This window comes from Bradyrhizobium manausense, assembly GCF_018130615.1.
GTDB lineage: Bacteria > Pseudomonadota > Alphaproteobacteria > Rhizobiales > Xanthobacteraceae > Bradyrhizobium > Bradyrhizobium manausense_A.
In genome coordinates, this window is the sequence record NZ_JAFCKB010000007.1 from 1 (window position 1) to 20,213 (window position 20,213).

The 20,213-nt window shown below is 64.7% G+C and carries 16 protein-coding genes; 8 read left to right on the plus strand and 8 right to left on the minus strand.

Translation table 11 applies throughout. The annotated features are described in order from the left end of the window. Window positions 1–194, minus strand: a 194-nt coding sequence (locus JQ587_RS15150; protein WP_212425810.1) for an ATP-binding cassette domain-containing protein, incomplete at its 3' end; no start/stop codon positions are given. A gap of 66 nt (window positions 195–260) precedes the next feature. Then, window positions 261–1,127 (minus strand): IclR family transcriptional regulator, encoded by an 867-nt coding sequence (locus JQ587_RS15155; protein WP_212298650.1) that lies wholly within the window; start codon window positions 1,125–1,127, stop codon window positions 261–263. 131 nt (window positions 1,128–1,258) lie between these two features. Between JQ587_RS15155 and JQ587_RS15160 the strand changes: the two genes are divergently transcribed. The 6 genes from JQ587_RS15160 to JQ587_RS15185 all read left to right on the plus strand — a co-directional run bounded on the left by JQ587_RS15160 (window position 1,259) and on the right by JQ587_RS15185 (window position 9,993). Next, window positions 1,259–3,355 carry a 3-hydroxyacyl-CoA dehydrogenase NAD-binding domain-containing protein gene (locus tag JQ587_RS15160; protein WP_212425811.1) on the plus strand — a complete coding sequence of 699 codons (2,097 nt, stop codon included), beginning with the start codon at window positions 1,259–1,261 and terminating at the stop codon, window positions 3,353–3,355. 172 nt (window positions 3,356–3,527) lie between these two features. Beyond that, on the plus strand, window positions 3,528–5,204 hold the full coding sequence (pimA, locus tag JQ587_RS15165; protein WP_212425812.1) for a dicarboxylate--CoA ligase PimA: 1,677 nt from the start codon (window positions 3,528–3,530) through the stop codon (window positions 5,202–5,204). Then, on the plus strand, window positions 5,201–6,388 hold the full coding sequence (locus JQ587_RS15170) for an acetyl-CoA C-acyltransferase (RefSeq protein WP_212298418.1): 1,188 nt from the start codon (window positions 5,201–5,203) through the stop codon (window positions 6,386–6,388). Before pimA ends, JQ587_RS15170 begins: the two co-directional genes overlap by 4 nt. A 147-nt stretch (window positions 6,389–6,535) precedes the next feature. Further along, window positions 6,536–7,726, plus strand: coding sequence for a pimeloyl-CoA dehydrogenase large subunit (pimC, locus tag JQ587_RS15175; protein ID WP_212298417.1), 1,191 nt, complete (start codon window positions 6,536–6,538; stop codon window positions 7,724–7,726). 193 nt (window positions 7,727–7,919) lie between these two features. Beyond that, window positions 7,920–9,062 (plus strand): pimeloyl-CoA dehydrogenase small subunit, encoded by a 1,143-nt coding sequence (pimD, locus tag JQ587_RS15180; protein ID WP_212425813.1) that lies wholly within the window; start codon window positions 7,920–7,922, stop codon window positions 9,060–9,062. A gap of 157 nt (window positions 9,063–9,219) precedes the next feature. Continuing rightward, a complete protein-coding gene (locus JQ587_RS15185; RefSeq protein ID WP_212298415.1) occupies window positions 9,220–9,993 on the plus strand; it encodes an SDR family NAD(P)-dependent oxidoreductase in 774 nt (257 codons plus the stop codon). Between the two features lie 3 nt (window positions 9,994–9,996). Here the strand turns inward: JQ587_RS15185 and JQ587_RS15190 are convergent, their stop codons facing one another. After that, entirely contained in the window at window positions 9,997–10,878 is an 882-nt protein-coding gene (locus JQ587_RS15190; protein ID WP_212425814.1) for a hypothetical protein, read from the minus strand. A gap of 2 nt (window positions 10,879–10,880) precedes the next feature. Beyond that, a complete protein-coding gene (locus tag JQ587_RS15195; protein WP_212425815.1) occupies window positions 10,881–12,266 on the minus strand; it encodes an MBOAT family O-acyltransferase in 1,386 nt (461 codons plus the stop codon). Between the two features lie 198 nt (window positions 12,267–12,464). On the opposite strand from JQ587_RS15195, the gene glpK reads away from it, so the two are divergent. Both glpK and JQ587_RS15205 read left to right on the plus strand, forming a co-directional pair. Next, window positions 12,465–13,970: a glycerol kinase GlpK gene (gene glpK, locus JQ587_RS15200; protein ID WP_212425816.1), complete on the plus strand. Its 1,506-nt coding sequence runs from the start codon at window positions 12,465–12,467 to the stop codon at window positions 13,968–13,970. Continuing rightward, the gene (locus tag JQ587_RS15205; RefSeq protein ID WP_212425817.1) at window positions 13,967–14,560 is read left to right on the plus strand and encodes a GNAT family N-acetyltransferase; all 594 of its coding nucleotides are present in this window, start codon (window positions 13,967–13,969) and stop codon (window positions 14,558–14,560) included. Before glpK ends, JQ587_RS15205 begins: the two co-directional genes overlap by 4 nt. A gap of 175 nt (window positions 14,561–14,735) precedes the next feature. Here JQ587_RS15205 and JQ587_RS15210 read toward each other — a convergent pair whose 3' ends face one another. The 4 genes from JQ587_RS15210 to JQ587_RS15225 all read right to left on the minus strand — a co-directional run bounded on the left by JQ587_RS15210 (window position 14,736) and on the right by JQ587_RS15225 (window position 20,022). After that, window positions 14,736–16,583, minus strand: coding sequence for a di-heme-cytochrome C peroxidase (locus JQ587_RS15210; RefSeq protein ID WP_212425818.1), 1,848 nt, complete (start codon window positions 16,581–16,583; stop codon window positions 14,736–14,738). 16 nt (window positions 16,584–16,599) lie between these two features. After that, the gene (locus JQ587_RS15215; protein ID WP_212425819.1) at window positions 16,600–18,000 is read right to left on the minus strand and encodes a Dyp-type peroxidase; all 1,401 of its coding nucleotides are present in this window, start codon (window positions 17,998–18,000) and stop codon (window positions 16,600–16,602) included. 5 nt (window positions 18,001–18,005) lie between these two features. Beyond that, window positions 18,006–18,458 carry a hypothetical protein gene (locus JQ587_RS15220; RefSeq protein ID WP_212425820.1) on the minus strand — a complete coding sequence of 151 codons (453 nt, stop codon included), beginning with the start codon at window positions 18,456–18,458 and terminating at the stop codon, window positions 18,006–18,008. Between the two features lie 415 nt (window positions 18,459–18,873). Continuing rightward, on the minus strand, window positions 18,874–20,022 hold the full coding sequence (locus tag JQ587_RS15225) for a BBP7 family outer membrane beta-barrel protein (RefSeq protein WP_212425821.1): 1,149 nt from the start codon (window positions 20,020–20,022) through the stop codon (window positions 18,874–18,876). Window positions 20,023–20,213 lie beyond the last annotated feature (191 nt).

Here is a 20,213-nt window from a genome sequence, read left to right on the forward strand (position 1 = left end):
GGCTGATAGAGGCGGGAGAGGCAGTTGAACAGCGTGGTCTTGCCGGCGCCGTTGGGGCCGATCAATCCGAGGATCTGGCCCTGGTGCATGTCGAAGGACACGCCGTTGAGCGCAACGATGCCGCCGAACACGACGCTGACGTCGCGAACAGCGAGCAGGGGCGATGTCCCCTGCGCGAGCTGTGCCTGCGTCATCTCGTCTCGCCCACACCATTCAGTGGGCGATGGGGCGATGCGGACCGCTCCCGATGATCACACAGGCTATCTGAACCCCTCGGCCACTCGCGCAACTTTTCCTCCTGGCTTCAGCTTTTTGCTGATTTCTTTTTTGGATTGCGGCATCAGACCCCCAAGTGCCGCTTCGATGTTTCTTACCATCGCAAGCAGACGTGGTCCAATGTCGTTGATCAAACGCTCTTCCGTGAAGCGGAATGCAGGCGCGCCACAATTGAATGCGTAAGGTCCGGTTCCATCGTTGAGCTTGAGAGCGACGCCGGCCGCGCCGATGTCGTCGTGCCAATCGCCGACGGACAGGGCGAAACCGTATTTCGCGACCGTCTCGCCCGAACGTTCCAGTCCGTCGCGCATCTTGGGCCAGCGGCTGCCGTAATGTTCGCGCAGGATGCGCGTGACTTCGGCGCGGTCCTCGTCGCCGAGCGCCCAGAAATAGGCGCGGCCCATCGCGCTGGTTGCAATCGGCACGCGGGAGCCGACGTCAAGTTGAACGCCGACCGTCTCGCTGCCGCGGCTTTGCCCGAAATAGATCATGCTATGGCGGTCGCGGCCGCCGATCGCCACGGCCCCTCCGGTCGCGCGCATCAGTTCCTCGCGGAACGGTTCGGACAAATGCCGAACACCGAGATTGGCCAGTGCGGCATAACCGAGCGCCATCGCGGCGGGCGCGAGCTGATATTTCTCGAAACGGGGAACGGGTGTCAGGTAGCCGAGCTTCGTCAGCGTATAGGTCAACCGCGAAACCGTCGGTTTCGGCAGGTTGGTGCGGGCGGCAATCTCCTGATTGCCGAGAAGTCCGTCGCTCGGTTGGAATGCGCGCAATACATCAAGCCCGCGGGAAAGCGCGACGACGAAATTCCGATCGGTCGCAGTCTTCTTTCCTGTACGCTTCATCCCTGATCTGCTTCTTGCGCGGAGTCGTTGACAAGCCACGTGCTTCAAAATAACCCTGCCGTCAAGATGCGGAATTAAATTCCGCACCGCGAAATCGAACAAAAGTAAATTCCCCACCAAGGAGGGACACCGTGAGCGAAGTGGTCAAGCTTGAGCGTCATGACGAAGTCGGGATCGTCACGATCGACAGCCCTCCGGTCAATGCGCTGAGTGCCGCAGTCCGCGGTGGCATCTTGGAGTGCATCAAGGCCGCCGTCGCCGATCCAGCGATCAAGGGCATCGTTCTGACCTGCGCCGGGCGTACCTTCATCGCCGGCGCCGACATCACCGAGTTCGGCAAGCCGCCGAAGGCGCCCGCGCTCAACGATGTGCTGGCCGAGATCGAGAATTCGTCCAAGCCCGTCGTTGCTGCGATCCACGGCACTGCGCTCGGCGGCGGCCTCGAGGTCGCGCTCGCTTGTCATTTCCGCGTCGCGGTCAAGGAAGCCAGGCTCGGCCTGCCCGAGGTGAAGCTCGGCCTCTTGCCGGGCGCGGGCGGCACCCAGCGCCTGCCGCGCGCGGTCGGACCGGAACTTGCGGTCAAGATGATCGTCGGCGGCGATCCCATTGGTGCTGCGGAAGCGCTGAAGAACGGCCTGATCGAGGAGATCGTCGAGGGCCCGGCGTCGGGCGGCGAAGCCTTCGTCCGCAAGCTGCTCGCCGAGAAGCGTCCGCTTCGCCGCCTGCGCGACGACGATTCCAAGATCGCGGCGGCCAAGGCCGACCGCTCGATCTTCACCAATGCCGTCGCCGCCATGACCAAGAAGTCGCGCGGCCTCGAGGCGCCGTTCGCGGCCGCCGACGCCGTCGGCTATGCCATCGACTTCCCGTTCGACGAAGGTCTGAAGAAGGAGCGCGAGGGTTTCCTCAAGCTCGTCGCCAGCGACCAGTCCAGGGCGCAGCGTTATGCCTTCTTCGCCGAGCGCGAGGCCAACAAGATCGCGGGCGTGCCTGAAGGCACCAGGTCGCGTCCCGTTAACCGTGTTGCCATTCTCGGCGCCGGCACCATGGGCGGCGGCATCGCGATGTCCTTTGCCAATGCCGGCATTCCCGTCACCCTGATCGAGACCGGCGAGGAGCAGCTCAAGCGCGGCATGGGCATCATGCAGAAGAACTGGGAAGCGACCGCCGCGCGCGGCGGCATTCCGGCGGACGCGCCCGCCAAGCGCATGGCGCTGATCAACGGCGTCGTCGGCATCGAGAACGTTGGCGACGCCGACCTCGTGATCGAAGCCGTGTTCGAGACCATGGCGGTGAAGCAGGAGGTGTTCGGCAAGCTCGATCAGTACGTCAAGCAAGGCGCCGTGCTGGCCTCCAACACCTCGTATCTCAACATCGACGAGATCGCGAAGGCGACCAAGCGTCCGCAGGACGTGCTCGGCATGCACTTCTTCTCGCCGGCCAACGTCATGAAGCTGTGCGAGATCGTGCGCGCGGACAAGACCGCGCCGGATGCATTGGTCACGGCGGTCTCGATTGCGCGCAAGATCGCCAAGGTGCCGGCCGTGGTCGGCGTCTGTGACGGTTTCGTGGGCAACCGCATGCTGGCCCAGCGCAGCAAGCAGTCCGAGAAGCTGCTGTTCGAAGGTGCCTTGCCGCAGCAGGTCGATGCCGTCGTCACCAAGTTCGGCATGCCGATGGGGCCGTTCGCGATGGGCGACCTCGCCGGCCTCGACATCGGCTGGCGCTCGCGCAAGGACCGCGGCATCAAGTCGGAGATCGCGGATGCGCTGTGCGAAGCCGGCCGCTTCGGCCAGAAGACCGGCAAGGGCTACTACAAATATGAAGCTGGCTCCCGCTCGCCGCTGCCCGATCCGGAAGTCGAGAAGCTGATCGACGAGACGCTGCTGCGTCTCGGCCGCAAGAAGCGCGTCGTCAGCGACGAGGAGATCCTCGAGCGCATGATGTATCCGATGGTCAATGAAGGCGCGAAGATCCTCGAAGAAGGCATTGCGGCGCGCCCGTCCGACATCGACGTGGTCTGGCTCTACGGCTACGGCTGGCCGATCTACCGCGGCGGCCCGATGTTCTGGGCCGACACTGTCGGCCTCAAGCACATCGCCGATCGTCTGGCCTTCTACGCCAAGGAGACCAACGACCCGAACCTCGAGCCGGCTCCGCTGTTGAAGAAGCTCGCAGCCGAAGGCAAGACGTTCGCCTCGCTGGCGGCGGCGACGAAGGCGGCTTGATAGGATTGGCGGTGGCCGCAACTTCGTCCTCCGAGGCACGCTCCCGGGCGAGGTTCGAGTTTGTGGCTACCCCTCTCCCCAACCCTCCCCCACAAGGGGGGAGGGAGCCCCAACCGCCAGTGCCAGCCTCACATGGAATTGCTGCCCAGGCAGTGAAGAGTAACGAACTTCAATGACCCATCCCGGCGAACAGTTTTACCCCGAGGGCGTGCATTGGGACGACACCATCGTCCAGGGCACGCTGCCTGACCTGCTTTCGACGGCCGCGGCAAATTTCGGTCCGCGTATCGCGCTGGAATTCCGCGATCGTCCGATCAGCTACACCGAGCTCGCAGCCCAAGCCGAGCGCGCGGCCGCCGCGTTCCTGCGCGCGGGCTGCGGCAAGAACACCTCGATCGCGCTGTTCCTCGGCAATACGCCGGATCATCCTGTCAATTTCTTCGGCGCGCTGAAGGCAGGCGCCCGCGTTGCGCATCTGTCGCCGCTCGACGGTGAGATCGCGCTGACGCACAAGGTCTCGGACTCCGGCTCGCGGCTGCTGGTCACCTCGAACCTCCAGGCCTTGTTGCCGACCGCGCTGAAATTCCTGGAGAAGGGGCTGATTGATCGTCTCGTCGTCTGCGAGGACGACGATTGGGGCAAGGCCGGCACGCCACAGGCGGCGATCCCGAGCGATCCCCGCATCGTCACCTTCAGGGCCTTCGTCGAGGGCGCGCCGCTGCCGGCGCAATGGCCCGCCGTTGCGGTCGATGACGTCGCGCTGCTGCAATATACCGGTGGCACCACCGGTCTGCCGAAGGGCGCCATGCTGACGCACGGCAATCTCACTTCGGCCGTGTCCATCTACGACGTCTGGGGCAAGCCGGCACGTGCCGCGCGGGGCGATGCCATCGAGCGCGTGATCTGTGTGCTGCCGCTGTTCCACATCTATGCGCTCACCGTCGTGCTGCTGTCCTCGCTCAGTCGCGGCAATCTGATCTCGCTCCATCAGCGTTTCGATGTCGAAGCCGTGATGCGCGACATCGAGGTCAAGCGCGCGACCTACTTCCCGGGTGTGCCGACGATGTGGATCGCGATCGCCGCACTGCCTGATCTGGCCAAGCGCGACTTCTCCTCGCTCGTCGCCATCGGCTCCGGCGGCGCGCCGCTGCCGGTCGAGGTCGCAAGGTTCTTCGAGAGCAAGGTTGGCAAGAAGCTCAGGAGCGGCTGGGGCATGACCGAGACCTGCTCGCCCGGCACCGGCCATCCGCCCACGGGCCCGGACAAGCCCGGCTCGATCGGATTGATGCTGCCCGGCATCGAGCTCGACGTGGTCTCGCTGGAGGACCCGACAAAAGTGCTGCCGCCGGGCGAAGTCGGCGAGATCCGCATCAAGGGCCCGAACGTCACCAAGGGCTACTGGAACAAGCCGAAGGAATCCGCTGAGTCGTTCGCTGATGGCCGCTTCCTGACCGGCGACATCGGCTATGTCGATACCGATGGTTATTTCTTCCTGGTCGACCGCAAGAAGGACATGATCATCTCCGGCGGCTTCAACGTCTATCCGCAGATGATCGAGCAGGCGATCTACACTGTTCCCGGCGTGCACGAGGTGATCGTGCTCGGGATTCCCGACCAGTATCGCGGCGAGGCCGCAAAAGCCTTCATCAAGCTGAGGCCGGACGCAAAGCCGTTCTCGCTCGACGAGCTGCGCGCGCAGCTCGCCGGCAAGGTCGGTAAGCACGAATTGCCGGCGGCGGTCGAGTTCGTCAACGATCTGCCGCGCACGCCGGTCGGAAAGCTGTCGCGCCACGAACTGCGCCAGCAGCAGAAACCATCACAATCCACCCAACCAGGAGGTCGCTCTTGACCGACGCCGTCATCGTTTCCACCGCCCGCACGCCGATCGGCAAGGCCTATCGCGGCATGCTCAACGCCACCGAAGGCGCCACGCTGCTCGGCCATGCCATCGGCGAAGCCGTCGCGCGCGCAAAGGTCGATCCGAAGGAGATCGAGGATGTCGTGATGGGCGCAGCGCTGCAGCAGGGCGCGACCGGCGGCAATATCGCTCGCAAGGCGCTGCTCCGCGCCGGCCTTCCCGTGACCGTGGCCGGCACCACGATCGACCGGCAGTGCGCCTCGGGCCTGCAGGCGATCGCGCTTGCCGCGCGCTCGGTGATCTTCGACGGCGTCGAGGTCGCGGTCGGTGGTGGCGGCGAGTCGATCTCGCTCGTGCAGAACGACAAGATGAACGGCTTCCACGCGCAAGATCCCGCGCTGCTCAAGATCAAGGGCGAGGTCTACATGCCCATGATCGACACCGCTGAAATCGTCGCCAAGCGCTACGGCATCTCGCGCGAGAAGCAGGACGAATATTCGCTGGAGAGCCAGCGCCGCACCGCGGCAGCCCAGCAGGGCGGCAAGTTCAAGGACGAGCTCGCGCCGATCACGACGCAGATGGCGGTCACCGACAAGGCGACCGGTGCGGTGTCGATGAAGGAAGTGACGCTGTCGCAGGACGAAGGTCCGCGCCCCGAGACCACCGCCGAAGGCCTCGCCGGGCTGAAGGCCGTGCGCGGCGAGGGGTTCTCCGTCACCGCCGGCAATGCCAGCCAGCTCTCCGACGGCGCCAGCGCCTCGGTGATCATGAGCGACAAGGAAGCGGCAAGGCGCGGCCTCAAGCCGCTCGGCATCTTCCGCGGCTTCGTCTCCGCCGGCTGCGAGCCGGACGAGATGGGCATCGGCCCGGTCTTCGCCGTGCCGCGCCTGCTCAAGCGCCACGGCTTGAAGGTCGATGACATCGGTCTCTGGGAGCTCAACGAAGCCTTCGCGGTGCAGGTGCTGTATTGCCGCGACAAGCTCGGCATCGACCCTGACAAGATCAACGTCAATGGCGGCGCGATCGCAGTCGGCCATCCCTACGGCATGTCGGGCGCGCGCCTGACCGGCCACGCCTTGATCGAGGGTCGCCGCCGCAAGGCCAAGTATGCGGTCGTCACCATGTGCGTCGGCGGCGGCATGGGCGCGGCGGGCTTGTTCGAGGTGCTACAGTAACTTTCTGTCGTCCTGGCGAAAGCCAGGACCCATACTCCGCAGCAGGAGTGTGTCGGACAGACGGCAGTTGCCTTCGCAAAGCGAAGGCCGGTGGTTATGGGTCCCGGCCTTCGCCGGGACGACAAGGGAAGCTCACAGGAGGATCCGATGGATCTCGCATTCACGAAGGAAGAGCAGGCGTTTCGCGAGGAAGTGCGATCATTCTTCCGCGACAACGTGCCGCCGGATACGCGGCGCAAGCTGGTCGAGGGCCGCCACCTCTCGAAGGACGAGATGGTGACATGGTGGCGCATCCTCAACAAGAAGGGCTGGGGCGTCAGCCACTGGCCGAAACAATACGGCGGCACGGGGTGGACCTCGGTGCAGCACTACATCTTCAACGAGGAGCTGCAGTCCTATCCGGCGCCGCAGCCGCTCGCCTTCGGCGTCAGCATGGTTGGCCCCGTCATCTACACCTTCGGCAACGAGGAGCAGAAGAAGAAGTACCTGCCGCGCATCGCCAATGTCGACGATTGGTGGTGCCAGGGCTTCTCCGAGCCCGGCTCCGGTTCGGACCTCGCCTCGCTGAAGACGAAAGCCGAGCGCAAGGGCGACAAGTGGATCATCAACGGCCAGAAGACCTGGACCACGCTGGCCCAGCACGCCGACATGATCTTCTGCCTCTGCCGCACCGACGCCTCCGCCAAGAAGCAGATGGGCATCTCCTTCATCGTGTTCTCGATGAAGTCGAAGGGCGTCACCGTGCGTCCGATCCAGACCATCGACGGCGGCCATGAAGTCAACGAGGTCTTCTTCGACGACGTCGAGGTGCCCGTCGAGAATCTGATCGGCGAGGAGAACAAGGGCTGGGATTACGCCAAATTCCTGCTCGGCAATGAGCGCACCGGCATCGCGCGCGTCGGCGTCTCCAAGGAGCGGCTGCGCCGCATCCGCGATCTCGCCGGCAAGGTCGAATCCGCCGGCAAGCCGATCATCCAGGACGCTGCGTTCCGCGAGAAGCTGGCGGCCTGCGAGATCGAGCTGAAGGCGCTCGAGCTGACGCAGCTGCGCGTCGTCGCCGACGAAGGCAAGCACGGCAAGGGCAAACCCAATCCGGCCTCCTCGGTGCTGAAGATCAAGGGCTCCGAGATCCAGCAGACCACCACGGAGCTGCTGATGGAAGTGATCGGCCCGTTCGCCGCGCCTTACGACGTGCATGGCGACGACGGCTCCAACGAAGCCATGGACTGGACCGCCCAGATCGCGCCGAGCTACTTCAACAACCGCAAGGTCTCGATCTACGGCGGCTCCAACGAGATCCAGCGCAACATCATCGCCAAGGCCGTGCTGGGGCTGTGATGCTTTCTTCCCCCTCTCCCCGTTCTTACGGGGAGAGGGTCGGGGTGAGGGGCCTCCCTCCGCGCAAAGATCGTCGAGAGAGCGGTACCCCCTCACCCGGATCGCAAGAGCGATCCGACCTCTCCCCGCAAGCGGGGAGAGGTGGAGAGGGAGCCCCACGCAACGCACACACTGGTTACTTGAGGAAACAGAAATGGATTTTGATCTGAACGAGGAGCAGCGGCTTCTCAAGGAAAGCATCGACGGCCTGCTGACCGATTCCTACGATTTCGAGAGCCGCAAGAAATACATGAAAGAGAAGGGCGGCTGGAGCCAGGCCGTCTGGGGTAAGCTCGCTGAGCAGGGCCTGCTCGGTCTGCCCTTCGCGGAGGCCGATGGCGGCTTCGGCGGCGGCGGTGTCGAGACCATGATCGTGATGGAGGCGCTCGGCAAGGCACTGGTGCTCGAGCCGTATCTGGCAACGGTTGTGATCGGCGGCGGCTTCCTGCGCCACGCCGGCAGCGATGAGCAGAAGGCCGCGCATGTGCCCGGGATCATCGACGGCAGCAAGACGCTGGCGTTTGCCCAGCTCGAGAAGAACTCGCGCTATGATCTGTTCGACGTCACCACGACGGCGAAGAAGAAGGGCGACGGCTGGGTCATCGACGGCGAAAAATTCGTCGTGCTCAATGGCGAGAACGCGGAAACATTGATTGTCACCGCCCGCACCAAGGGCGGCCGCCGCGACAAGACCGGCATCGGCGTGTTCCTGGTGCCGGCGAACGCCAAGGGCGTCACCAAGAAGTCCTACCCGACCCAGGATGGCCTGCACGCCGCCGACATCACCTTGACCGGTGTTGAAATCGGCCCGGACGCCGCGATCGGTAATCCCGAGGACTCCCTCGCGCTGATCGAGCGCGTGGTGGATGAGGCCCGCGTGGCGCTCTGCGCCGAAGCGGTCGGCCTGATGGACGAGTCGCTCAAGACCACGGTCGAGTACATCAAGACGCGCAAGCAGTTCGGCGTTGCGATCGGCTCGTTCCAGTCGCTGCAGCACCGCGCCTCCGACATGTTTGTGGCGGCCGAGCAGGCGCGCTCGATGTCGATGTTCGCGACCATGGCTGGTGATTTCGAGGACGCCAAGGAGCGCTCCAACGCCATCGCCGCCGCCAAGGTGCAGATCGGCAAGTCGCTGAAATTCGTCGGCCAGCAGGCGATCCAGCTCCATGGCGGTATCGGCATGACCATGGAGGCGAAGATCGGCCACTACTTCAAGCGCCTCACCATGATCGAGAACACCTTTGGCGACACCGAGTATCACCAGCGCCGCGTCGCGGATGCGGGCGGGTTGATCTAGGCGCTGTATCGCCGAAGCGGCAGCCACACAAAGATCGTCATGCCCGGGCTTGTCCCGGGCATCCACGTCTTGGCGGCACGAGGAACGTTGATGACCGGGACGAGCCCGGCCATGACGGCGGAGCAAGCGAGCACGAAAAAGAAGAGGGAGACAGACAATGAAAAACACCCCGTTCGATCTCACCGGAAAAGTCGCGATCGTCACCGGCTCCAGCCGCGGCATCGGCCGGTCCTCCGCCGAACTGCTGGCCAAGCTCGGGGCAAAAGTCGTGGTCTCGTCCCGCAAGGCCGACGCCTGCAAGGAAGTCGCCGACGGCATCAATGCGTCAGGCGGCGATGCCATCGTCATCCCCTGCAACATTGCCCGCAAGGCCGAGGTCGAGGCGCTGATCGCAGGCGCCACGAAGCATTACGGCAAGATCGACATCCTCGTCTGCAACGCCGCGGTGAATCCGTATTACGGCCCGCTGCTCGACATCACCGATGAGGCCTTCGACAAGATCATGGGCTCGAACGTGAAGAGCAACATCTGGCTCTCCGCGCTGGCCATTCCGCAGATGGCCGAGCGTGGCAACGGCTCGGTCGTCATCATCTCCTCGATCGGCGGCCTGCGCGGCTCGACCGTGATCGGCGCCTACGGCATCTCCAAGGCCGCCGACTTCGCGCTGTGCCGCTCGCTCGCCGGTGAATGGGGCCCGAAAGGCGTGCGCGTCAATTGCATCGCGCCCGGCCTCGTCAAAACCGATTTCGCCCGCGCGCTGTGGGAAGACGAAGCCATGCTGAAGCGCCGCACCGCCACCACGCCGCTCCGCCGTATCGGCGAGCCCGACGAGATCGCGGGCGCCGTCGCCTATCTGGCCTCGGATGCCTCGAGCTTCATGACCGGGCAGACCATCGTCATCGACGGCGGCGTGACCACGGCGGCGGCCTAGCCGCTATTGGCCGCGCTCGGCGAGGGCGTTTTCGATGGCGCGCACGACGAGCAGGGCCGATCTCTCGTCGAGATGCACGCCATCGGCCCAGCGCAGCTCGCGCATCGGCGGATCGATCGGCAGCCAGCGATCGCGATCCGGGAATGCCGCATGGACGATCGCCTTGCTCATTTTGACCATGCGCGAGTCCTCGATCTCCGCCGCGAAGGGAATTTCGAGCAGGAAGGCCCGTGATCCCCGCCGCTCGATGTCGTCGACCAGCGCCCTGATGCGCGCCGCATTCACCTGTGCCGGAACGGTGGGGTCGTCGTCATTCATCTGTTGCACGGCGCGGTCGAGATAGACCTTGTTGTCGAATGTGCTCGCCGGCTCGTCGAGCAGGCGATCCCGCCCGGCGCGCGCCTCGGCGGGATCTGGCGGCGTATGATTCCAGGTCTCGTAGGCGGCAACGGCGGTTCGCACCGGGCGCAGGAACAGCGCCTCGCTGCGCGTGCCACCCGAGAATTTCGCGATCAGCGCGTCGTCGGGCAGGCGCGTGAGAACATTGGTCTCGATCAGGACGATTTTCGGCAGGCTCTTCTGCTTCGCCACGATCTCCAGGCTGGTCACCGGCGAGCCGCCGGCGAGAGCGAGATTGCGGACGCGGGGCCGCGAGAAATATTCCTCCTTGAGCCGCCAGGCGACCGAGCTGCCGACCATCACGACGTCGGGCACGGGGTCTCCGACATAGCGGTTGAGGGTGATGATGGTGCCGTCGCGGGTCGTGACCGTCGGCTGCTGCACCGCTGAGCCGAATCGCGCTGTGGCAAGGCCGCAGGCCAGCAGCAGCGCTGCGGCGACGCCAGCGCATTTGATCAGCCACGATTGCCCTGATGAATGCCGCATGGTCAGAACTGGAAATAGATGAAGGCGGCCTCGGGGCCGGCTTCGAGAAAGGCCATCGCCGCCAGCGCGCCATACAGATACGGCTCCCATCGCCGCAATCTGCCGTCGAAGAGCGCGCCGATGCCGAGGTGCTGGATCAGCACGGGCAGGGCGTAGAGCAGCGCCATGTTGCGATACAATTTTGTCGGGTTTGGATTGTCCGTGGCTAAGAACATGCCCGAGAGGTAGCCGACCGCGTGATCGAAGTTCGGCAGCTTGAAGAAGATCCAGAGCATCGTCACGCAGAAGAACACCAGGCCCATGCGGGCAACCCGCACCACCGGTCCGGCGTCGCCGAGAAGCTTCAGGAACGGGCGCTCGACGACGAGCAACAGGCCATGCAGCATGCCCCACAGCGCGTAGCTCAGGCTCGCGCCGTGCCAGAGCCCGCCGAGCGTCATCACGATCATCAGATTGAGGCCGGTGCGGACCGGCCCCTTCCGGTTGCCGCCGAGCGGGATGTAGAGATAGGTCCTGAGCCAGGTGGACAGCGAGATGTGCCAGCGCGTCCAGAACTCGGAGAACGAAACCGAGATGTAGGGCAGGTTGAAGTTCACGGGCAGGCGGTAGCCGAACAGCAGTCCAAGGCCGAGCGCGATCGCCGAATAGCCGAAGAAATCGGCGTAGATCTGGTAGCTGTACAGGAACACGAGCAGCCAGCGGTCCGGCGTGGCTACGGTCTCATAGAGCGGATAGTCCATGTAGGACGTCATCTCGTTGAGATTGTTCGCGACGTAGAGCTTGAAGAAAAAGCCGGTCAGGATCCATTTGGCGGCCTCGACGAGGTCGATATCGGCGAACCGCTTCGGCGCGATCTGCGGCATGAACTGGCCCGCACGGGTGATCGGGCCCGAGACCAGCTGCGGGAAGAAGATGATGTAGAGGAACACGTCCCGCAAGCGAGGTGGCCGCTCCTCGCGCGTCAGGTCCACCAGCAGGCTGATATTGTGGAACACGAAGAACGAGATGCCGATCGGCAGGGGCAGCCGCAGCAGCACATCCAGCGGCGTGACGCCGGTCGGGTAAAGCGCGCTTAGGTCGACGAACAGCAGCTTGTATTTGAAGAACGCCAGCAGCGCGAGATTGAAGACGATGCCGGCCGGCATCCACACCGCGCGGTTGTCGAACGCCCGCACCAGGCAGAGATAGGTCCCCAGCACGGCAAGCAGCAGCAGCGGCAGCAAGGCCGGCTGGCCGGAGCCGTAGAACGCCAGGCTTGCGAGCACCAGCAGCTGGACCTGGAAACGTCGGAGCGGCGGCCAATAATAAGCGCCGAACACGACCGCAACGAAGATGCCGAACTGAAACGAAGTGAACGTCATGCCGCCCCGGATTGCCCGGTCCGGCATGTACCATCTTCGCCTCCGCCCTCCTAGTGTCCCGGCCCGAGCTGGATGTGATGGCCACCTGCCCCGGTGCCCCGCAAGCGGCCTTGACCTTGCCGCCCTAATCCGCTCCCTTTGGCCCGACACAATGCCCCGTCACCGGGAAAACGCCCAAGAAACCCACAAGAGAAAACCCCAAGAGAAACGCCAAGGTAAGCTTTCATGTCTTTCGTCCTCGCCATCGACCAGGGCACCACCTCCTCGCGCGCGATCGTATTTCGCAGTGACATTTCCATCGCGGCCAAAGCGCAGCAGGAGTTTCCGCAGCACTTTCCGGCCTCGGGCTGGGTCGAGCACGAGCCGGAGGATATCTGGACCTCGACCGTGATGGTCTGCCGCGACGCGATCGAGAAGGCGGGCATCGGGCCTAAGGACATCGCCGCGATCGGCATCACCAACCAGCGCGAGACCACCGTGGTGTGGGACCGCGCCACGGGCCAGGCCGTGCACCGCGCCATCGTCTGGCAGGACCGCCGCACCGCGGACATCTGCGCCAAGCTGAAGCACGACGGCCGCGAGCCGTTGATCTCGCAGAAGACCGGCCTGATCATCGATCCCTATTTCTCCGGCACCAAGGTGGCCTGGATCCTCGACCACGTCCCCGGCGCCCGCGCGCGCGCGGCCCGTGGCGAGCTGATGTTCGGCACCGTCGATTGCTATCTGCTCTGGCGCCTCACCGGCGGCAAGGTGCACGCCACCGACGCCACCAACGCCTCGCGCACGCTGCTGTTCAACATCCACACCGGCCAGTGGGACGACGAGCTCTTGGAGATCATCGGCGTGCCCCGTTCGATGCTGCCCGAGGTGAAAGATTCCTCCGCCCGCTTCGGCGAGAGCACGCCCGACTTGTTCGGCGGCGCGATTCCGATCTCGGGCATCGCCGGCGATCAGCAGGCTGCGACCATCGGCCAGGCCTGCTTCCGCCCGGGCATGATGAAGTCGACCTACGGCACCGGCTGTTTTGCGCTGCTCAACACCGGCACGACTCCCGTCGTCTCCAAGAACAAGCTGCTCACCACCATCGCCTACCAGCTCGACGGCAAGCGCACCTACGCGCTCGAAGGCTCGATCTTCGTTGCGGGCAGCGCCGTGCAATGGCTGCGCGACGGCCTCGGCATCATCAAGCACGCCGCTGAAACCGGACCTCTTGCCGATCAATCCGATTCCATGCAGAGCGTCTATCTCGTGCCGGCCTTCGTCGGCATGGGCGCGCCCTACTGGAATCCGCGCGTGCGCGGCGCGCTGTTCGGCCTCACCCGCAACACCGGCCCGGCCGAGCTCGCGCATGCCGCGCTGGAAAGCGTCTGCTACCAGACCTTCGATCTCTGGGCTGCGATGCGTGCGGACTGGCCGAGCTCGGAAACCGCGAGTGTCGTGCTCCGCGTCGACGGCGGCATGACCGCCTCGGACTGGACCATGCAGCGCCTCGCCGATCTGCTCGATGCGCCGGTCGATCGTCCCGTGATCCAGGAGACCACCGCGCTTGGCGCGGCCTATCTCGCCGGCCTCAATGCGGGCGTCTATCCCGAGCCGACGAAGTTCGCCGACAATTGGCGCCTCGAGCACCGCTTCAAGCCGAACATGAGCCAGGCGACCCGCGATCGAAAGCTCGCCGGCTGGGCGCGCGCGGTGAAGGGCGTGCTGGCGAGCGACGAGGGGGAGGAGTGATCCTCCCCGACGGCTATTCCGACATCCCCGCCGGCAAGATCGCGGCGGTCGTTACCCATCTGGAGATGACCGCGCGCCCCGCCCTCCGCGACGATCCGCCTGGCGCGTGGTCCCTGCGCAAGGTCGATGCGCCCGCGCTTGATTGGTATCGCGATCTCTTCCGTCGCGTCGGCGAGGAGTGGCTGTGGTTCTCGCGCGCCCGCATGAACGATTCCGAGCTCGCCGCGATCATCCACGCGCCGGGCATCGAGATCTATGCCCTCGCCGCCGACGGCCGCGACGAAGGCCTGCTGGAGCTGGATTTTCGCGAGGCCGGCCAATGCGAGCTGGTCTATTTCGGTGTCACTACGAGCCTGATCGGACGAGGTGCCGCCCGCTTTCTGATGAATCGCGCACTGGAGCGTGCCTGGTCCGGCGAGGTGGGCCGCGTCTGGGTGCACACCTGCACCCTCGATCATCCCTCGGCCGTTGCCTTCTATCAGCGCTCGGGCTTCCGTCCGTTCCGGCGCCAGGTCGAGGTGGCAGATGATCCGCGCCTCGACGGCACGGCGCCGCGCGATGCGGCAAAGCACGTGCCGCTCATCGGGTAGCGTGCGAAGCTGCCTCCTCACCGTCATGGCGAGGAGCTCTTGCGACGAAGCAATCCAGGCTGCATCCGCGGATAGATCTCTGGATTGCTTCGCGGAGCCCGTCATCGGGCCGCGCTTCGCGCGGACCCGTTGGCTCGCAATGACGGAGCAAGTGGAGCAGTCGCCGCCCTCCCACTCACATCGTCTTCAGAAACTCCACCAGCGCCCGCCGCTCCTGCGGCGTCAGGAGACGCCCGATCACGCCGTCCTTTCCGGTGTTGAATTCGTGCCCGGTGTTGGTGTTGCCCCGGATGCTCGTATCGAGCTCGAATCCCCCGTCCAGCCTGTCGATGCGATATCCGACATTGACCGGGTCATATTCGCGGTTGCCCAGGTAGAATTTCGCCGGCCGCTCGCCAACCGGTGACAGCAGGGCGTAGAGGTTCGGCACCGAGCCGTTGTGCAGGTAGGGCGGCGTGGCCCATATGCCGTTGAGCGGACGCGCCTTGTAGGCCAGCGGCGCCTGGATGCCGTTTTCGCGGTATCCGTTCAGCTCCTCGCGCTGCTCCGGTCCGATCGGCGGTGTCTGGCTGTCGTACCAATGCTTGATGGTCTTTGCGGTGACCTCGCCGAGCGCCAGGCCGAAACTGTCGGAGGCAATGTCGAGCTCCCTGGGAACGATGACCTTGCGATTGATCATGTCCTGGGCCTGCGCCGGGTCGGTGCCGATCCGCGTGATGGGGACGACGTTGAGGCGGAGATAACGCTCGCCTGGATAGCGCGCATCCTTCCGGTTGTCCGGCAGCGACCAGCGGTCGGAGGTCCAGAACTCGGCACTGCTCACCGGCGGCAAATGGCATGCCTGGCAATGGTCCTTGTAGAGCGCCGCGCCTTGCTCGGCGAGCTTCTTGTCGATGGGAGGAAGCTCGGATGGCCATTGCGGCGACTTCAATCCGGAGAAACCCGTGCTTTCATTCGGCTGCTTCCCGGCCAGCGATTTCTCGATCCTGTCCAGGTTCATGATCTCGACGCCCGAGTTGAAAAGCCCGCCCCGCGCGCTCGTCAGATTGATCATCGCGGAGACGCCCATGGCTTCACCGACGTTACGCACCATGGGCTGCTCGATCGATGCGTTGTACTGCACCCAATCGAACCACGAGGCATCCCAGATGCGCGGGAAATGCACGGGCGCCGAGGTGGCGGCATAGTTGGCGGGAATCTTGAGGTCGACCGCAAAGACCTCGTTGCCGATGCGGTTCAACGCGTCGAGCCGGCCGAACCCTTCGACGACGCTCTGCGGAGCAACCATGGTGTCGAGATCGGAGAGTCCCTTGCCCTGCGCCAGGATCTTGTCGAGCTGCGCCAGCAGCTGGCCCTTTTCCACCTCGCTCGGATCTGGTCCGATCACCTTTTCGGCGAACCGGTCGAAGCGGAAGGGCACGAAACGCGTGAACGCCAGCGAGAGGCCGAGCGCGGTTCTGAACTTGCCGAGGTCCGTGAGGGCCGGGCCGCCGTCGACCAGGAATTCCGTCCCCTGATAGGTGAAGCGTCCGGTGTGGCACGCCGCGCAGGTCAGCCCGATCCGCGTCATGTCATTGTAAGGGGCCCGAGGATTTTTCCAGGGTTGTGCGGTGGCATCGACCATCGCCCTGCCGCGCGCCATGCCGACAGGCAGTCCGAGCTTGGGATCGGCCGGATCGGGAATGAAGCCGAAACGATCGAGATAAGCCGGGTCGCTCAAGAGCCCCACCGACGTCAGCGATAGCTCCGGCCGTTCGAGCGCCATGAACCATTCGTAGGGGATGTGGAACGTCGCCGTGCCCTGATCGGCGTGGTGAACCCATGCGCGCTGTTCCGCCCAGTTCTGGTCGAGCCAGCGGGTCTTCTGGGCTGTCGGATAGTCCGGCAGCTTCACCCTGATGCCGTCATAGACCTTGGCGACATAGGGGTAGCCCACCACGCCCGCGACCGCGATGACCGCGGCAACTGCGACCGAGAACAGCAGGGCCAGCGAGGCGACGATCGAATTCGGTTTCCACGCCATTGTGTTCTCCAATCAATTATGAGGCCGTGTCGGCAAGGGAGACGGCAAGGGAGTCGGCAAGCGACCGCAACGCCGCGATGCCCGGCAGGAAGAAGTATTCTCCGCCGCGCGTGCTCACGAACGCCGGCAGGTTGGGCAATCGGCGCCGCGGCGCTCCGGTGCGCGGGATCGTGAAGCTGCCGCTGCCGTCGTTGCCGCCGATCATCGGATCCTTGTCATTCCCGAGGCCGGCGAAGTCTCCGTCGTTGATCCAGACTTTCTGGACGAATTCGAATTGACGGGCGATGTCGGCGTTCACCAGCAACATGATGGCGCCGCGCGCGGCGCCGTCATCGGCGGTCGCGTCCGGAGGCAGGCGCGAGCCATAGGGCAAGCCCTGACGCAGCAGCCGATGCCGATGGACGGATGCGCCATTCGGGCCCGTCAGCCCCGAGCGCGGATTGAGCCGCCGCACATGGGCTCCGACCGGGCAGTTCAGTCCCCGCAGATCGTCAGAATACGTGAATTGATTGTTTCGCATCGGATCTCCGGCGAGCGCCGGGTCGTCTCGCTCGGCCGCCAGGGCCAGCGGTGCGCCACTTGGCCAGCGTCCCATCATCTTCGCCGCCAGCAGCGCGACGTCGATCTCATCAGTGGCGGAGCGCCGCAGAAAATCCCTGAAGGCAAAGACATGCTGGTGCAGCTTGCGCAACACCACGAAAGAGCCGTTGCGGCTGAGACTTGCAGGAGCAGGCAAGTCGGGGACGACACCGGTCTCATCGGGCTGACCGAGCACGAACTCACCAGCCTTGAGGGCTCGCCAGCCGTCGGTATCCGGAATGCCCGCGCCGGGCAGGGCGGGCTCGCCACTGCCTTCGATCGCGGGCTGCGTAATGCCGTCACGATAGCCGAAGTGCTCGATCGGGACAGGCCGGCCATCCGGCCCGGGCAGCAATTTCGCATCGATGGCAGCCAGCGCCGTCAAGCCGTTGTCGCTGATGTCGGACAGCAATGCCTGCGAAGCGGCATCGCGATCCGCTGGCGTCATCGCGCTGACCACGACAAGCGCGTGCACGCTCTTGTCGAACGGTGGATCCCAGCGCGCCGGGGCGCTGTCGCCGACATCGTCGAGCCGGTCGGCGCGCGCCGCCATTCCCTGCTGGAATTCCTGCGGGAAGCTCGACAGGCTGGACTCCGGCGTACCGATCGCCGACAGACCTTGCCATGAGAGGGCGAGGTTGAAACCCAGTGACGGCGATGCGTCCAGGCCCGCCACGGTCGTGCATCGCCCGGCAGCGCCACCGAACCATCGCCGGGCCCGAGCGGGGTCGCTCACGCCGAGCAGATGATAGTGCGCCGCCGGGAAGCGATACGGCCGCATCGCCATGCCCTGGATATCGTTCCGATCCAGGTCGCTGGCATCGGACGGGGCCGGCATGTCCGTCAACCGATCTGGTCGAGGAACGCGTCGAATTTGCCCTTCCAGTCCAGCGCCTTGTTGATGTCCGCGACGGTCGAGTTTGGATAGGCGCAGTAATAACCGGTGGTCTCGATGGCGCTGCCGAGAATGTAATCGCGCAGCTTTGGATAATCGCGCGCGCCCGGATACCCTTCGCAATGGCCCCAGATCGCGTCGATGCCATCGGGAGCCCGCTCGGCGAAATCACGCATATAGTCTTCGACGCCGCCGTCGAAATTCGTTGCAAACAACAAGCGCGTGTCGTTGTCGAAAATGACCCAACGCACGATATGGATCGTGCCGAGAGAGGAGATCTTGCCGCCGTTTGCGGCGGTGAGCCCTTGAAGCGTCCTGCGTAATGCGTCGGCATGATCGGGAAGGATCTTGGTAATCGCGGTCAGGGCGCTGATCTTACCCGTGGTCAGTACAACGGACATGGCAATTCCTCCCTGTTGTCCGCCAGAACCGTTGCGAACGGTTCAAATGCGGCGTGGCTGCATCAAGTCCCCCGATTGCTTCACGCAGGTATTTTATCACGTTTGCAACTACAGTGTGTGAAGTGCTTCACGCATCTCCAACGACATTCCAGCCGCGACGCGCGACGCGATGTCGTGAGGCATCCGATCGTCGAATGGTGCAGCGCTGCTTCCCCACCGTCATTGCGCGGAGCTCTTGCGACGAAGCAATCCAGAATCTCCCAGTACAAAGATTCTGGATTGCTTCGCGGAGCCCGTCATCGGGTCGCGCTTCGCGCGGACCCGGTGGCTCGCAATGACTGAGGGTGGTGCCGTCGCTCAGCGATCTACGGCGAACGGGATGCTCGCAACGAGCGTGAGCGCAGCTACGGCGACCTCAATAATTATACCGCACGCCGACGCTGAATCCCTGTGCGAGCAGGTTCGTCGTGTTGAACGCGGGCAGCGGCCGGACCGGTCCGATGCCGGGGCCCGGCACCAGGGTCGGATTGAGCCCGGTGTCGACCAACCCGCCGGCACGCTGCACGCCGGTCCAATAGATGACGTCATAGCCGGCGATCAGCCGCCAGGCCGGTGCGATCTGATAACCGGCCTTCAGCGCGATCTCCGGCACGACGGCAAAGCGGGTCTGATCGAAATGGCCGATATTGCTGGGGGCGGTGAGGGCACCGCCCGCGGTGGTCGTCGTGACAGCTCCGATCGTGCTCGTTGTCGAGCCCGAAATATCGGCGCTGTTGAGGTTGGCGCCGAGCGCGACCTTGCCGCGCCATTCCAGCGACCAGGGACCATTCTGCCATTCGCCGGTCAGGCCGAGATCGACGCCGTGGAAATTGCTCGTCGCCTTGAAACTGTCGGTGGGCGTGAACACGCCGAAAGCAGGGCTGTTCAACGTGTCGGTGATCCACAGCGTGTCGGACGAGCGCAGATAGCGATAACCGATCAGCGCACTCACGCGCTGTCCGCTCCACATTCCGACATCCTGCCGATAGAGCGCACCCGCGCCAAGGAGGCGTGACGTTTCATTGGCATTGATGCTGCCGGTGCCGAGACCCGGGAAGCCGACGATCATCGAGTCCTGGGCGCCGGTCGCGACGTTCAGGAACGGCCGCGTCAGGATCGGATAAGTGCCGGTGTCGGCGGCAAAGCCGGTCCCGATATTTTCCAGTCCGAAGAACGAGGCCTCGATGCCGCGGCTGCGCTGCGGATCGAACCAATAGCCGGCCGTGATGCGGCCGCCCGAGCGCCAGTCATCGTTCACGCTGGAATTGCCGAACAGCACCGTCGTGGTCGGTTGCCCGAGCACGCCGGCCACGCCCAGCGGCGTGCCGATCGGGGCCGTGGTGACCAGCGCCGGAAGCTTGTCGCCAGTCACGCTCCAGGCGAGGTAATCGACCTCGGCCCAGAACGGATTGAAATCGACCGGCTCGGGCGCAGCTTTCAGCGGCAGGTCGGCGGCCAACGCGCCGCCATTCAGCGAGATCGCCGCGAGCGCCAAGCCAATCGCCGCCGCCGACTGCCGATTCATCGACCTTCCCCAAGGTTCCCCGGAATGAACCATGCGACATCTTGTTCGGCAAGGTGGAGTGGACCGCGGCGCCAAAGGAAACCAGCGGCTGTTGCCGTAAAGCCTCTCATTGCCGATCGGGTCTGCGCGGCTGGATCCACGCCGTCATTGCGAGCGCAGCGAAGCAGTCCAGGCTGCCACCGCGGGAGGAT